Source organism: Methanobrevibacter sp., from assembly GCF_017427765.1.
Taxonomy (GTDB): Archaea; Methanobacteriota; Methanobacteria; order Methanobacteriales; family Methanobacteriaceae; genus Methanocatella.
This window is the reverse complement of the sequence record NZ_JAFRSC010000008.1, coordinates 42,472-57,322: the sequence shown is the minus strand read 5'-3', so window position 1 is coordinate 57,322 and position 14,851 is coordinate 42,472. Positions and strand designations below refer to the sequence as shown.

Genomic DNA, 14,851 nt, shown 5'->3' with positions numbered 1-14,851 from the left:
TTTTGATTCTCGTGATGTTAATGTTAATGTAGATGATGATTTTGATTCTCGTGATGTTAATGTTAATGTAGATGATGATTTTGATTCTCGTGATGTTAATGTTAATGTAGATGATGATTTTGATTCTCGTGATGTTAATGTAGAAGATAATATTGATTCCAATGATGCTGAAGATAAAAAAGTTGATTTGGGCTCTGATGATGATTACATTTACGTTGACCACAGCGGTGATGAAACTGAACACATTTACGATGAAGAGACTGATAATGATGATAATTTTGAAGTTGACCAAATCAACCAGACCAAACATAAATCCGGAAGAGGCAGCTTTGTCAAATCAATAATTTCTGAAGTGGTTGCAGGGGAGTCTAGATTGGAGAGTGAAGAAATCGAAACCCTTAGAGGCGAAATCATTGATGATGAAGATATGAAAATGTTCAAACCTGCTCCAAGTGATGATGATGTTGTGGAAGCAGAAGTTATCATAGACGGAAAAGTTAATGACATTCCGCTTGAAAGACCAACCCCTAAAGATGATTTCTTTGAAGAAGATGAAGAATTAAATATTTTCAATGATAATTTGCCGGATTTGGACAATGATGATTATGATGATGACATTCACAGGGAAGCTACACGTGTTATAGATGAAGCCATGAGTGAATTTATGGATGAGGTATTTGATAAAACTCCAGAAAGTAGCGTCAACGAAGAAGACATTCAAGACCATTATGTTGATGAGGAGATTGAAACTCTGGGTATTAATGAAGAATTTGAAGAAAGGGATATTCAGGACCGTTATGTTGATGAGGAGATTGAAACTCCTGATTTCAAACAGGAAGATAATGCTGAAAGTGAAGAGCTCAGTGATGAACTTACTGAAGAGAATCCAGTTGAATCCGGTGATGAAGCTTATTATAAAGGAGCTAATGATGTTACAAATCCTTTAAGGAAAAACAATGTTTATTACAAGGAGCATAAAAGCCGCTCCATTAAAGATTCCATTAAAGGATTTAAAAAGGACATGCAATACATCAACAAATCACTAAACGAAATTGAAAATCCTACTCAAATAGATTATGTTTCAGTTGTTGACAGAACTGAGGAATATGACCCTAATGATTACCTTTCAAGACCTAGCGATGATGATTCCGATAAAATTATCCAAATGGAAGAGGAATTATCATTTGCCGAAAAAGAGGAAAAAAGAATTAAACAGGAAATGATGATGGAAGAGCTTGAAAAAGAAATAGCCAGTGATGATAATGTTATTGTTACTGTCAATGAACAGCACAGAAGAGAAGACTTAAAAGATCAGGCTTTAGAAGACATCATCCAATCAGCTAATGATGATTATAAAGAAATTGAAAAGAAAAGACATCAAAAAGACAATACTTTAAAAGCGTTTGATGATAAAAAGCTTCCGGGCAAAAGAAAACTTGAAGATGAAATCATTGACTATGTTCAGGCTACAGATATTGGTTTAACCTCCCAGGATGAATTGTACTCAAAACCGATTTCTGATGTTTCAAAGTCAATTAAAAATATAGTCGACATTGAAGGACCAATCCACATTAAGGAAGTAACCAACCGTGTTAAGGATAGCTGCAATATTAAAAGAGCAGGTTCCAATTTGAAAAAGACTGTGAATTTAGCTATTGAAAATGCAGAAAACTCAGGAGATATTATAAGAATTGGTGATTTCTTATATGATGCTTCAAATAATAATGTAATAATCAGAAAAAGAAACAAACCTAATATTGAACTTATATCTGATGAGGAAATAGCAAAGAGCATCGAACTTGTACTTTTACATAAATCAAACATAACTACAGGACAAATTGCCAAAGAGACTTCACGTAATTTCGGATTCAAATCCACTTCCAAAAAGACCGCTACCAGAATCAATGGTGTCTTGGATTTGATGATTGCAAATAATCGTGTTAAAATTGTTGATGATTATGTTGAACTAAATTAGGTGATATAATGTCTACAAAAGTTAAATCGCCTGATAATTTGCCCAATAAACCCGGTGTCTACATAATGAGGGATGAAAACGATACCATCATCTATATTGGTAAGGCTAAAAACCTCATTAAAAGAGTCAAATCTTATTTTAGAGAAAAACTGGACAGGCCAAAAACTCAGATACTGATGAGTCATTTCCACAGTTTGGAATACATTATCACCAACTCTGAAAAGGAAGCGCTGATTTTGGAAGCCACTCTGATAAAAAAGCATCGCCCAAGATATAATGTTCAGCTTAAGGATGATAAGAGATATCCTTACGTTAAAATTACTGATGAAAAGTTTCCACGTTTGGTGATTACCAGAAATGTGACTAAAAATGGAGTTTATTTCGGACCTTTTACCGATGTCGGATCAGTTAAGCAAACTGTCAAATTTTTAAAATCATTATTTAAGATTAGAACCTGCCGCAATATGGACGGACCATGTCTGAATTCCCAGATAGATTTATGTTACGCTCCATGCGCAGGTAATATTTCAGAGAAGGAATACTCAGAAATAATCAATAAAATTGATTTGTTTTTTCAGGGCAAATATTCTGCTATAGTAAAAAACCTTAAAAAGGAAATGATGGAGGCAGCTGAAAATGAAGAGTTTGAAAAGGCAGCTGTTTTAAGAGACCAGATTGCATCAATCGAAGAGATTATGGAAAAGCAGTTTGTTGATTTGGTGGATGATGATTTGGACCAGGATGTAATAGCTATTGCTCCGGGCGACGATGAAGTTGTAGTTATTATAATGCCGATAAGAAACGGTAAAATCGTTGGACGAGACGACTTTTTGATGAGCGCATCCCAGTATGATTCATCTTCAGAGATTATGTTTGCATTTATCCAGCAGTATTACGGATACAACAGGCACGTTCCAAAACAGATTCTTTTGGATGAGGACATTGAAGATAAGGAGTTATTGCAGGACTGGTTAAGTGATTTGAGAGGAAACAAGGTTCATATCAAGGTTCCTCAAAAAGGAGTCAAACTGCGTCTTGTAAAGATGGCCCGTAAGAATGCCGAGATTATAAAACACCAGAAGAAAAAAATGGAATCCGCACTGATTGAACTTAAGAAGTATCTGAAACTTGAAAAACTGCCTCATGTCATTGAAGGATATGATATAAGTAATATTTCAGGTAAGTTTGCAGTTGGATCTAAAGTATCATTTAAGGATGGAAAACCCAACAAAAAAATGTATAAACATTTCAAAATGGAAACTCCCGGACCTAACGATTTTGCAATGATGGAGGAACTTTTGACCCGCAGATTAAAAATGGTAGACAGAGACCCCGAACCTGACCTGATAGTCATTGATGGAGGTAAAGGACAGTTGGGTATGGCTTGTGGAGTATTGGAAAAATTGAATCTTACTCATATACCTATTATTGGTCTTGCAAAGGAATTTGAAGAAATATTTATCCCTAACTCCTCTAGACCAATCATAATTCCTAAAAACAATAATGCTCTGCATCTGCTTCAGCAAGTGCGTGATGAATCTCACCGTTTTGCAATTACCTATCACAGAAAACTTCGCAGCAAGAACATATCAGCCTCTTCACTTGATGATATCGCTGGAATCGGTAAAAAAAGAAAGATGAATCTTTTAAAAGAATTTGGCACAATTGATAACATTAAAAATGCATCAGTTGAGGAATTGGCTAAAATAGAGGGCATGAATCAAAAAACGGCTGAAAATGTCTATAATTATTACCACTAATTTTTAATCAAGTATTAGTAAAAAATACTGATTTTCCATTAACTTTAAATATAAGTATTTTTATAAAGTTTTCATAAGAAATGTAAAAGGTTTTAAATTTATGGTAAAATGTCCAAGATGTGGATATGAAAATGCATCCTCATCTACATATTGTGATAACTGTGCCTACCTTCTTTCTAATCAAAATTTAAAAAAGGCGAATAAAACTAAACGTAGTAAAGGTTGGAATGTAGGTTTCGGTAAAAAAGTGATTATTGTTTTGGGTATTATTGTCGTTGCTTTGTTATTATTTTCTTTTATTTATAATAATTCCCAACCTTCAAAAGATGAAACATTAAATGTTATTTATGATGATGGAAGTCAACATCAGTCATCTTCTTATCCTTATAAAGCTTCAATTTTATACAATGGCAGCTGGTATGCCAAAATGGGAGATCCAAACTACTTAATAGAAAAATCAGGTTCCGGATCAACTTCAGTTTCCCTGGATTGTGCTGCCTGGGATGATGTTAAAATAGAGGCTGAAAAATATGGTGGAGAAGGTGAGCTTACCATTCAGCTTTTAAGAAATGGTAAGGTTGTAGCTGAAAATTCAACTGCAAATGGTTACGGAAGTGTGTCAATTTTTTATGACAGTTAAAATTGACTGATTTTCTCTTCTAAAATCTCTACTAACTCATCGGTTTTGTAGAGTCTGATTTCTTTTTCATCTTCATTAAATATCCTGATAAATGTTATTAGGTCATTGCATAACTGTTCGTATTGAACGTTTAATGTGTTAAAGTTAGTCAGTAGTGCAAATGCTTTTTGCTGGTCTAGTTTTGGATTGTCTTTAAGGATTCTTTCCATGTTTGCAAAATGAGTTTCAATCATAATCTTTTCCTGTTCCAAACTGTCCCTATATTCTTTAATTTTATTGTCGCTAGCCATTTTTATCACTTATTTTTTAATATTGTTCTATAAAATATAAATAGTTTCAGAAATATAGATAATGTATTATAAAATGGGGCATGAGAATGATAAAAGTTGAAAATGTAAGTAAAGATTATGAACTGGATGATGGAACTAAAGTCAAGGCACTTAAAGATGTCAGTTTTGAAGTAAAGGAAGGTGAAATCCTTGGAATCATGGGAAAAAGTGGTTCAGGTAAAACAACACTTTTAAGAGCTTTGAGAGGTGTTGAACACATTGATGCAGGTAAAATCACTGTTGGTGATGTCAGCATCGATGAGAAGTCTTCCCAATACTATTACAATAAGCTTAAAAAAGAAACAGCAATCCATCTTCAAAGGTCTTTCGGTCTTTGGCCGGATACTGTGCGTGAAAATGTATTGAGAAAATTATACGCCAGAAGATACTTTGATGAAGGGGATACTAATTTTGAAACTGCCGAAAGTGAATTTGGCCAGGAGGCAGATGAACTTCTTGAATTGGTTTCACTAACTCATAAAAAGGATCATTATGCATCAGTTCTCAGTGGCGGTGAAAAACAGAGACTTATCATGGCCCGTCAGCTTGCAAAACAACCAAAAGCTTTACTTCTTGATGAACCTGCTACAATGGCATGCCCTAAAACAAAACAAGAAATATTGGATGCAGTTAAAAAAATCAATGAAGAGTTAAACATTACCGTTATTCTTGTCTCTCACTTGCCTGATGTACAAAAATACTTGGCGGACAGAGTAATTCTGCTTGAAGATGGTGAAATTGCTGATGAAGGTTCTGCAGATGAAATCTGCGATAAATTCATGGAGGATATGGAACCTATTGTCGATATTAAAAATGTCGCAACCGATGAGGATTTAATCGAAGCAAAAAATATCTATAAAAGATTCTACCTCCTGACTGGTGGTGAAGTTCTTCAGATGGAAGACATTAACTTCAAAGTTCAAAATGAAAATATATTAAGCATTATCGGACCAAGCGGTGCTGGTAAAACTGTTCTTTTAAGAATGCTTGGCGGACTTGACTATCCTGATGAAGGGGATGTTTTATACTATGTCGATGGGGAATGGAGAGACATTGAAGTTCCGGGAATTGACCGTATGAAAATACGTTCCAAATTGGGTTTCATGCACCAGGAATTTGCTTTAACTCATTATGCAACAGTATTGAGTCAGTTAGCTACAAGATTAGGTTATAAAAACCAGGATGTAGTAAAAGAGGCTCAGGAAAGGGCTAAAAAAATAGGTATTGGTGATGAGCTTTTGGATTCATTTTATCAGTTAACTGATTTGCCTGAAACTGAAGCAAAACACCGTCTGGAACAAATTGGTCTGGATGCTGAAATTTTAAATGATTTGTTCCCAAGATTTCCTGAAACAGCCACCAAAGAAGCTGTGGCAGACATATTTGAAAGTCTGGATTTGGACTTGGATATATTGCACAGAAGGTCTTATGAACTGTCAGGCGGTCAGAAAGTGCGTGTAATGCTTGCATTGATTTTAATTTCAAGACCTAAATTCCTGCTTTTAGATGAACCGTTCGGTGATTTGGACCCTGTCACCTTAAGAGACGTTACCAATTCACTTAAAAAGATTTCAAAAGAGTATGGAATTACTATTGTTATGATTTCACACAACACTGACTTCATTAAGGAATTAAGTAACAGAGCAATCTTTATGGATGATGGAAAAATCATTGATGACAGCGACAATATCGAGGAGATTGTTGATAACTTCATTGATTTCTGCCATGCTGATTACTTGAAAGGTGATTGCTAGTGTTTGATGTTATTTGCGTTCCTGTTGACGGATCTGATTACGGATATAAGGCAGCGGATGTAGCTATTGAAATCGCTCAAAAATTTGGCTCAAAAATAGCTGCAGTTCATGTTTTGGAGGAATTTTCATTTAACAGCTATGATTCTGAAGAGGATTCAGGTGATGAGATTTTAGCAAAAATCACTAAAAAAGCTAGTGATGTCGGTGTTGATGTTGTAGAGCATCTGCTTACGGCCGACCCTTTAAGAGACATGAAATTCATTGTTGAGCAAACTAGGGCTAATTTAGTTGTTATTCATGCTCATGGAGCAAATAACAACAGGTTTGTATCCTTTGAGGATAACAGTGTTTCTGATACTCAAATCGGTTCAGTTTCAGAAAGACTTCTAAGAACTTCTGAAGTTCCAGTATTATTGATAAAATAATGCTTTAAAACTTATTTTTTTCTTTTAAATTCATTGAAAATGCCTATTTTTACTAAACTTTTATATATTATAAAGAACTTAGTATTTATAACATAAACTGTTAATATTAAAGGAGATATTTTATGATAGTTAAAGATTGGTGCTCATTCTGTGGAGAATGTGCTGGAGTTTGTCCGAGAAATTTGATTCAAGTTAGAGAGTATGCTTTAGTCTTTAACGATGATGACTGTAAAGATTGTGATACATGTATTAAAGCATGTCCAATTGATGCTTTAGAAAAAGAGGATTGATTTTATGATAGAAACTGATGTAATAGTAGTAGGTTCAGGACCTGCAGGTTCATCTGCAGCAAAACACGCTGCATTAGGTGGGGCAAAAGTTATTTTAATGGATAAAAAATCTGAAATTGGAGCACCAAAAAGATGTGCTGAAGGAGTTTCAATTCAAGGACTTGAAAAATTAGGAATTGAACCATCCCCTCGTTGGGTCACCAAAAAAATTGAAGGCGTAAGAATTCAGACCCCTGACGGAACTGACGTATGGTTAACCGAAGATCAGGTAAAAATACCTGAAGCAGGTTATATCTTAGAAAGAAAAGTTTTTGATAAGCACATGGCAATGGATGCAGCAAGAGCAGGTGCAGAAATCAGAATCAAAACTTTAGTTACAGGCATAGAAAAAATTGAAGACGGTTATATTGTTAACACAGAATCCATGGGCGAAAAAATAGATTACAAATGTAAAATATTGATTGCCGCTGACGGTCCTGAAGGCCACGTTGCAAGATGGGCAGGTTTAAGACCGGCTGCAAAAGCAAAAGAAATGGAATCAGGTGTACAATACGAAATGTGTAACGTTGAATTTGAAAAACCTGGAGTAATCGAATTTTACTTAGGTTCATGCGCACCTGGCGGTTATGTATGGATTTTCCCTAAAGGAGATGACATTGCAAATGTAGGTTTAGCAATTTTACCTCACAAAGCAGATAAAACCGCAAAAGAATACTTGGATGATTTTGTTGCTAATTCTCCTTACTTGAAAAACGCTCAGGCAGTTGAGATGAATGTAGGTGGAGACCCTGTTGGTGGAATGACCAAAAAACTTTATGATGATAATATTATGGTTGTTGGAGATGCTGCAGGTCAAGTTAACCCGTTAACCGGTGGAGGAATTATCTCCGGTATGACCGGTGGAATGTGTGCAGGTAAAGTGGCAGCTCAAGCTATTAAAGAAGACTGCTCTAAAAAGTACTTAAAATTATACGACAAAATGGCTCATGAAGAATTAGACCATGAAATCAAAAGATATAAAAAAGTACAGGAATACTTGCTTACATTATCTGATGAAGAATTGGACAGTATCGGCCATGCATTCCAAGGCGAAAGCTTTGATAAAATTTCAACAACCGAAATTGTTAAAAAATTAGTAAAAATATCTCCAAAAGCTTTACTTAAATTAGGTAAATTCATGTAGGTGTTTAAATTGATTTTAGTTACTGGTGGAGCAGGTTATATAGGTTCTCATACAAATAAGGCATTACACAATGCCGGTTATGATACTGTAGTTGTAGATAATCTCTGTAAAGGTTATGAAAATTTTGTAAAATGGGGAAATTTTGAAAACTACGACTTCGGTAGTGATGATATAAGAGAAGTATTTGAAAAATATGACATTGACGGAGTAATCCACTTTGCCGCTTTTTCATCAGTAGCGGAATCTGTTGAACTTCCTCAAAAATACTTTAAAAACAACTATAAAAACACTTTAAATCTCTTAAAAGTCATGAGAGAATTTGGTGTTGATAAATTTATTTTGTCATCAACTGCTGCTGTATACGGTAATCCTGAACAAATTCCAATTACAGAAGATACAGATTTAAAACCAATCAACCCTTACGGACACTCCAAATTCATCACTGAAAAGGCTCTTCAAAGAGAAGCCGATAAAGGTAATTTCAACTATGTATCTTTAAGATATTTCAATGCAGCAGGAGCTGATTTTGACTGTGAGATAGGGGAATTGCACGACCCTGAAACTCACTTGATTCCTTTAGTTTTAGATGCGGCTATCGGCAAAAGGGACAGCATTTCCATTTTTGGTGACGATTACGATACTCCTGACGGAACATGTATTCGTGATTATATCCATGTAAATGACCTGGCTGATGCGCATATCAAAGCATATGAATATTTATGCAACGATGCCGAATCAAATATCTTCAACTTAGGTAATGGTGAAGGATATTCAGTTCGCGAAGTAATTGACATGTGTAAAAAGGTCACAGGCAGGGACTTTGAAGTTAAAATGGATAAGCGCCGTGAAGGAGATCCTGCAATCTTAATAGCTGATTCAACTAAAATTAAAGAAAAACTTGGATGGGCTCCACAATATGACCTCGAGCAAATTGTAGAGTCTGCCTGGAAGTGGCATGAAAAAATGAATATAATATAGGTAATTTTCATGGAAAATGTTAACCACGAATCAAAAATTGATGTTCGTATAATCGTTTCCGGATTGGATATAGCACAGCTTGTCTCAAAAGCGGTTAACAATATCCAGCTTGAAAATGATTATAATATAATAGTTTCATCTATTATCCCTACTGTAGAGTTAAGCATTGTTAAGAAAGTAGCCAGCGGCGCTGATATTTTACTGGTGGGTGGATACGGTCATGATGAAACATATAATATTCTTTTTAATGAATTAAAGACTGATTTTAATCATATCGGACTGTTTGACTATAACAATATAATTATTGAAGATGAGTCAATTGATTTTCACCTGGCTGAAAAGGAAATCCTAAACTCAATAATTAAATCTACATTATCTTATTCTTTAAATTTAATCAACATCCACACTTTGGAAAATAAATTGATGAAAGTAACTCACAACTACAACAATTTATTGGACGATTATAATCAGCTTATAAAGGAAAATGAAGTTTTATCTCAGGAAAATAAGGAACTGATTGAAGATATTGATGAGATAAAATCAGATTTTTCAGCCTTCAAACTGCGCTACGAAGACATCTATTCAAAAGAGATTCTAGAAATTTTCAATCTTGAAGAACTTTGGCAGGACACATTCAGACAGGATTTGGCTGATGAGGAAAGAATTGTAATAGCCACCAACAAATTCAAACCGGAAAATATAATTGTTGGTCAGAATTATATTGCAGCAGAATCCAAATCTAAAGCTATTGAATGGTTAAATATAGTTAGGACAGCATTAATATTTGTTGATGATAATTCTGAAGAGTTAAAAAGAGAATTGAAAGACAATGATTCTGATAAAAAAGTTCCTGAAGTTCGTGATGAATATGAAATTCCGAACACTTTTGAAAATTTTTGGGATTAGTTGAATGAAACATTATTATTTTATACTAGTTTTTAGATAATTATAATTATACTATTTTATAGGGAGTTTATAAATGCAAGGTGAGATGGAAGATAAGTGTGGTATTGTTGGAATTCACTGCAGTGATGATTCTAAGAATATTGCATCTTTTGTTTATTATTGTTTGTATGCTTTACAGCACAGAGGTCAGGAATCAGCAGGTATAGCCGCTTTTGATACTAAAAAAGGTTTAAACTGTTACTGCGGAATGGGTTTGATAACTGACGTATTTAGAGATTATGAAATCCAAAATCTTAAAGGAAACAAAGCAATTGGTCATGTAAGATATTCAACAACTGGCCAGTCAAAATTGGAAAATTCACAACCTTTTGTAACTGATTTTGGAGATGGATTTATTGCAATGGCTCATAATGGAGACATTGTCAACTCTGAAGAGTTAAGAAAAGAACTTATTGAGGAAGGTTTTTATTTCAAATCAGATTCAGATTCTGAAGTAATCTGTTACATGATTAAAAAAGCACATCATGACAATAATAAAGATGTTTTGGAGGCTATTGAGTCTGTCTGTAAAAAGCTTGTAGGATCATATGCATTAACTATTCTGGTTGATGGTGAGCTGTACGGTGTAAGAGATCCTATGGGAATAAAACCTCTTGCTATTGCTAAAAGGGATGATGAGTTTATTTTAGCATCAGAAACTGTTGCTTTTGATGTAATCAATGCGGAATACATCAGAGATATAGTTCCTGGTGAAGTTGTTTACTTTAAAAACGATGAAATATGTTCTCACATGCTTGAAAGTGCAGGAAAATGTAAACTTTCCCACTGTATGTTCGAATATGTTTACTTTGCAAGACCTGACAGTACAATTGACGGCATTAACGTTTATGAAACCAGAATGAATATCGGTCGCCAGTTGCATGAATTGTATCCTATTGATGCTGATTTGGTAATTCCAGTACCTGATTCTTCAATCCCGGCAGCAATCGGATATTCCAGAGCTTCCGGAATTCCATATGGTGAAGGTTTAATAAAAAACAGATATGTCGGAAGGACATTCATCATGCCGACTCAAGAGGAAAGAGAACTTGCAGTAAGAGTAAAATTAAACCCTATAAAAGAGGCAATTAAAGGTAAAAAGATAATTTTAATTGATGACAGTATTGTCAGAGGAACAACCTCAAAACAGTTGCTTGACCTTGTAAAAGAAGCGGAACCTGCCGAAATTCACTTTTTAGTGGGATGCCCTCCTGTAATTGCGCCATGTTACTATGGTGTTGCAATGGCAACCAAAAAGGAATTGATTGCAGCTAACTATTCTGTTGATGAAATCCAAAAACAGCTCGACATTGACTCTTTAGGATACATAACCCTTCCTGCATTGGTGCAGGCCATTGGAATGGATGAAAAGGATTTGTGTTTAGGCTGTCTGAATGAGGAATATCCTACAGAAATTCCTGAAGGTCTTGAAGCTGAAACCTACTACAAACCTTAGATTTATATGGTAGAATTATTGGCTCCTGCCGGAAATTTCATTTCACTGCGTGCCGTTTTGGAAAATGGGGCAGATGCAGTTTACTTTGGCCTTGATGATTATAACATGAGGGCCAATGCAAAAAACTTTTCTTTAAGTGATTTGACTGAAGTCTCTAAAATAGCTGAAGAATATGGGGCTAAAACTTACCTGTGCACAAATATTATTTTAAATGAACGTCTTGCCTGTGAGCTTGAAAAGAATCTTGAGACAATTTCATCATCACAAATAGACGGACTTATTTTATCTGATATCGGATTGATAGAAGATACTGTTTCTCATGGTCTTGAAGCCCATATCAGCGTTCAGGAAAATGTTACTAATTCTTATACTTTAAAAACCCTTAAAAAGCTAGGCGCTAAAAGGGCAATTTTATCCCGTGAGTTGTCATTAAGAGAAATTACTGAAATAACTGAAAAATCCCCGATTGAAACCGAAATTTTCATTCATGGCGCAATATGCATGGCTATTTCCGGGCGCTGTTTTTTAAGCTATGGATTATATGGTCGAAGCGCTAACTGTGGGGACTGTTTGCAGCCTTGCCGTAAAAACTGGACATTAACATATGAGGAAGGTGAAGACAATGTTGTCAATTTCTCAGATGTCGAGGATGAAAGATTCATTATTACCGGAAGTGATGATGGAAGCTATAGAACAAATTTCTTTTCTCCAAAAGATATGTGCATGATTGAACATATACCTGAACTGATTAAAAGCGGCGTTGCATCTTTTAAAATAGAGGGAAGGGCAAGAAGTCCGGATTATGGGGCAATGGTTACCGGCGTGTACAGACAGGCAATCGATAATTATCTTGAAAATCCGTCAGAGTACAAGGTTAAAGATGAGTGGATGGAAGAGTTAACAGGTGTATTTAATCGTGGATTTGACACTAACTTTTATTTTACAACTCCATTTGAGACAAGTGAGGATAACCAGTCAAAATATATTAAAAAGGACATAGGTCAGATTGTAAATTACTACAATAAAGTTAAAGCTGCCGAAATTAGGATATGGGATGATTTGGCTTTAGGCGATAGGATTATGATTCAGGGTCCGACTACAGGATCAATTACCCACACAATCGATTCAATGCAAATTGACGGTGAAAGTGTAAGTGAAGTCAAAAAAGGATGTAATGTAGCAATAGCTATTGATAAGAAAGTAAGGCAGAATGATTTCGTATATAAACTAGTTGAGAGGAATATTGATGATTAAAAAGATAGCTATTTATGGAAAAGGAGGAATTGGAAAAAGTACAACTGTGGCTAATTTGTCTGCAGTGTGGGGCAGTGAAAATCTTAACTGTCTGGTTATAGGTTGTGATCCGAAAGCGGACACTACACGTACTTTATATGGAAAAAGAATTCCAACTGTAGTTAATACTTTAAAGGATAACAGAAAACCTTCACGTGATGACTTGGTCTTTAAGGGATTTAAGGATATATTATGTGTTGAAAGCGGAGGTCCCGAACCCGGTGTTGGCTGTGCGGGGCGTGGTGTAATTGTCGCTATGAAAAGACTTGAAAACCTTGGCATCTTTGATGAGGATTTGGATGTTGTCGTATATGATGTGTTGGGTGATGTTGTCTGTGGTGGTTTTTCAGTGCCTTTGCGTGAAAAATACGCTGATGAGGTGTTGATTGTGACATCTGGAGAATATATGTCACTTTATGCTGCAAACAATATTGTTCGGGGTGTTAAAAAACTTAAAGGTAACTTAAGCGGTATTGTATGCAACTGCAGAAATGTCGACAATGAGGAGCAAATTGTTAACGACTTTGCAAAAAAGATAGGAACACATGTTATTGGTACTATTCATAGAAGTAATTTAATTCAGGAAGCTGAATTAGATGCAAAAACCGTCGTAGAAAAATACCCTGAAAGTGATGAAGCACAAGAATACATGAACCTTGCTTCAAGCATTATGGCTAATGAAAACATATCAACTCCTGAACCTATGAGTGATGAAGATTTTGAAGAATTTTTCAAATCTTACATGTAGATTAAAATGTACTTTTCAACTGATTATTCATCTCCAATCGGTGAGATGCTGATTTTAAGTGATGGTGAAGCCATTTGTGGGCTTTGGTTTTACGGCCAAAAACATTTCTTATCGTCAGTTGATGGAGATATCATTGTCAATGACGATTTGACTATTTTTACAGAAGTTAAAAAATGGCTGGACGATTATTTCAACGGTCTAAATCCAAAAATTAATTTTAAACTTAATCCGGGGGGGTCTGAATTTAGAAAAAAAGTCTGGAAAATACTTTCTGAAATTCCATATGGTGAAACATTAACATACGGTGAAATTGCTTCCAAACTGTCTGATTCAATGTCTGCCCAGGCAGTTGGCGGAGCGGTGGGCCACAATCCCATTTCCATATTGATTCCATGCCACAGAGTTTTGGGCACAGGAGGAAAACTCACAGGTTATGCTGGTGGAATTGATAGAAAAATTAAGCTATTGGAAATAGAAAAAATTGATGATTATACATTTTAAAGCATATTCATTGACTTATATATTAACTAAATCTTAATTAATATCGTCAAGATTGGGTGGTGTATGGCACAAATCACACATATATGGTTCACGTGATGCAGGTTCAAATCCAAAATAGGGATTTAAAAAAATAGATGTATTAGGGATTATCCCTAATATTCAAATGTATATGATTCTTCGATTTCAAACATATTTCTTATTTCGGCTGTAGCTTTGTCAATATAGAAAATTCCCATTTCCCAGCCGTTTGCTTTATACATTTCACCAAGTTCAGGCATCAATTCAAAGGCTTTATCGACAAGTTCATCATTTTTCTCAATTTTGACTTCACCGTAATATCTTAAAATATGTTCTCCGTCCCATGCTGAAATTTCAACGTTTGGATTTGCTTCGATTTGTCTGTAAACCTCTTTAAAGGTTCCGACTCCAAAGTAGATTTTGTCCCCGTCCAGCATATGAAAACCCAATGGTCTGTTTTTTGGTTTATCACCGTCAATAGTCGCAAGGAAAAACACTTCTGCTTTTGTTAGTAATTCATCTATTTTTGCTATATCTGACATTTTAACATCTCTCA

The 14,851-nt window shown here is 35.1% G+C and carries 15 protein-coding genes; 13 read left to right on the top strand and 2 right to left on the bottom strand.

Annotation, left to right across the window (positions count from 1 at the left end):
• The 3 genes from IJL02_RS01900 to IJL02_RS01890 all read left to right on the top strand — a co-directional run.
• On the top strand, positions 1–1,975 hold a 1,975-nt coding region (locus tag IJL02_RS01900; protein ID WP_292808446.1), incomplete at its 5' end, for a DUF3320 domain-containing protein.
• Positions 1,976–1,983: 8 nt separating this feature from the next.
• Positions 1,984–3,735 carry an excinuclease ABC subunit UvrC gene (gene uvrC, locus IJL02_RS01895; RefSeq protein WP_292808444.1) on the top strand — a complete coding sequence of 584 codons (1,752 nt, stop codon included), beginning with the start codon at positions 1,984–1,986 and terminating at the stop codon, positions 3,733–3,735.
• A gap of 100 nt (positions 3,736–3,835) precedes the next feature.
• Positions 3,836–4,375: a zinc ribbon domain-containing protein gene (locus IJL02_RS01890; RefSeq protein ID WP_292808442.1), complete on the top strand. Its 540-nt coding sequence runs from the start codon at positions 3,836–3,838 to the stop codon at positions 4,373–4,375.
• Here the strand turns inward: IJL02_RS01890 and IJL02_RS01885 are convergent.
• A complete protein-coding gene (locus IJL02_RS01885; protein ID WP_292808440.1) occupies positions 4,372–4,665 on the bottom strand; it encodes a hypothetical protein in 294 nt (97 codons plus the stop codon). The two genes, IJL02_RS01890 and IJL02_RS01885, sit on opposite strands and share 4 nt — an antisense overlap.
• 86 nt (positions 4,666–4,751) lie before the next feature.
• Here IJL02_RS01885 and IJL02_RS01880 point away from each other — a divergent pair, with 86 nt between their 5' ends.
• The 10 genes from IJL02_RS01880 to IJL02_RS01835 all read left to right on the top strand — a co-directional run bounded on the left by IJL02_RS01880 (position 4,752) and on the right by IJL02_RS01835 (position 14,277).
• Complete coding sequence (locus IJL02_RS01880; protein ID WP_292808438.1) at positions 4,752–6,458, top strand: ATP-binding cassette domain-containing protein; 1,707 nt, start codon at positions 4,752–4,754, stop codon at positions 6,456–6,458.
• The gene (locus tag IJL02_RS01875) at positions 6,458–6,883 is read left to right on the top strand and encodes a universal stress protein (RefSeq protein WP_292808436.1); all 426 of its coding nucleotides are present in this window, start codon (positions 6,458–6,460) and stop codon (positions 6,881–6,883) included. The genes IJL02_RS01880 and IJL02_RS01875 overlap by 1 nt, the downstream gene beginning before the upstream one ends.
• A 122-nt stretch (positions 6,884–7,005) precedes the next feature.
• Positions 7,006–7,173 (top strand): 4Fe-4S binding protein, encoded by a 168-nt coding sequence (locus IJL02_RS01870; RefSeq protein ID WP_292609466.1) that lies wholly within the window; start codon positions 7,006–7,008, stop codon positions 7,171–7,173.
• A gap of 4 nt (positions 7,174–7,177) precedes the next feature.
• A complete protein-coding gene (locus IJL02_RS01865; protein WP_292808434.1) occupies positions 7,178–8,356 on the top strand; it encodes an NAD(P)/FAD-dependent oxidoreductase in 1,179 nt (392 codons plus the stop codon).
• Between the two features lie 9 nt (positions 8,357–8,365).
• Positions 8,366–9,334 (top strand): UDP-glucose 4-epimerase GalE, encoded by a 969-nt coding sequence (gene galE / locus IJL02_RS01860; protein ID WP_292808432.1) that lies wholly within the window; start codon positions 8,366–8,368, stop codon positions 9,332–9,334.
• 9 nt (positions 9,335–9,343) lie between these two features.
• Positions 9,344–10,240: a hypothetical protein gene (locus IJL02_RS01855; RefSeq protein WP_292808430.1), complete on the top strand. Its 897-nt coding sequence runs from the start codon at positions 9,344–9,346 to the stop codon at positions 10,238–10,240.
• A 73-nt stretch (positions 10,241–10,313) separates the two neighbouring features.
• Positions 10,314–11,735 carry an amidophosphoribosyltransferase gene (purF, locus tag IJL02_RS01850; RefSeq protein ID WP_292808428.1) on the top strand — a complete coding sequence of 474 codons (1,422 nt, stop codon included), beginning with the start codon at positions 10,314–10,316 and terminating at the stop codon, positions 11,733–11,735.
• Positions 11,736–11,741: 6 nt separating this feature from the next.
• Positions 11,742–12,989, top strand: coding sequence for a U32 family peptidase (locus tag IJL02_RS01845; RefSeq protein WP_292808426.1), 1,248 nt, complete (start codon positions 11,742–11,744; stop codon positions 12,987–12,989).
• Positions 12,982–13,776, top strand: coding sequence for a Ni-sirohydrochlorin a,c-diamide reductive cyclase ATP-dependent reductase subunit (cfbC, locus tag IJL02_RS01840; RefSeq protein ID WP_292808424.1), 795 nt, complete (start codon positions 12,982–12,984; stop codon positions 13,774–13,776). The genes IJL02_RS01845 and cfbC overlap by 8 nt, the downstream gene beginning before the upstream one ends.
• A 6-nt stretch (positions 13,777–13,782) precedes the next feature.
• Positions 13,783–14,277 carry a methylated-DNA--[protein]-cysteine S-methyltransferase gene (locus IJL02_RS01835; protein ID WP_292808422.1) on the top strand — a complete coding sequence of 165 codons (495 nt, stop codon included), beginning with the start codon at positions 13,783–13,785 and terminating at the stop codon, positions 14,275–14,277.
• Positions 14,278–14,429: 152 nt separating this feature from the next.
• Here the strand turns inward: IJL02_RS01835 and IJL02_RS01830 are convergent, their stop codons facing one another.
• A complete protein-coding gene (locus tag IJL02_RS01830; RefSeq protein WP_292808420.1) occupies positions 14,430–14,837 on the bottom strand; it encodes a pyridoxamine 5'-phosphate oxidase family protein in 408 nt (135 codons plus the stop codon).
• Positions 14,838–14,851 lie beyond the last annotated feature (14 nt).

What these genes read in the sequence shown, in the direction of transcription:
- uvrC (WP_292808444.1), top strand. Translation starts at nt 1,984, where the DNA reads ATGTCTACAAAAGTTAAATCGCCTGATAATTTGCCCAATAAACCCGGT.
- IJL02_RS01890 (WP_292808442.1), top strand. Translation starts at nt 3,836, where the DNA reads ATGGTAAAATGTCCAAGATGTGGATATGAAAATGCATCCTCATCTACA.
- IJL02_RS01885 (WP_292808440.1), bottom strand. Translation starts at nt 4,665, where the DNA reads ATGGCTAGCGACAATAAAATTAAAGAATATAGGGACAGTTTGGAACAG.
- IJL02_RS01880 (WP_292808438.1), top strand. Translation starts at nt 4,752, where the DNA reads ATGATAAAAGTTGAAAATGTAAGTAAAGATTATGAACTGGATGATGGA.
- IJL02_RS01870 (WP_292609466.1), top strand. Translation starts at nt 7,006, where the DNA reads ATGATAGTTAAAGATTGGTGCTCATTCTGTGGAGAATGTGCTGGAGTT.
- IJL02_RS01865 (WP_292808434.1), top strand. Translation starts at nt 7,178, where the DNA reads ATGATAGAAACTGATGTAATAGTAGTAGGTTCAGGACCTGCAGGTTCA.
- IJL02_RS01855 (WP_292808430.1), top strand. Translation starts at nt 9,344, where the DNA reads ATGGAAAATGTTAACCACGAATCAAAAATTGATGTTCGTATAATCGTT.
- purF (WP_292808428.1), top strand. Translation starts at nt 10,314, where the DNA reads ATGCAAGGTGAGATGGAAGATAAGTGTGGTATTGTTGGAATTCACTGC.
- IJL02_RS01845 (WP_292808426.1), top strand. Translation starts at nt 11,742, where the DNA reads ATGGTAGAATTATTGGCTCCTGCCGGAAATTTCATTTCACTGCGTGCC.
- cfbC (WP_292808424.1), top strand. Translation starts at nt 12,982, where the DNA reads ATGATTAAAAAGATAGCTATTTATGGAAAAGGAGGAATTGGAAAAAGT.
- IJL02_RS01835 (WP_292808422.1), top strand. Translation starts at nt 13,783, where the DNA reads ATGTACTTTTCAACTGATTATTCATCTCCAATCGGTGAGATGCTGATT.
- IJL02_RS01830 (WP_292808420.1), bottom strand. Translation starts at nt 14,837, where the DNA reads ATGTCAGATATAGCAAAAATAGATGAATTACTAACAAAAGCAGAAGTG.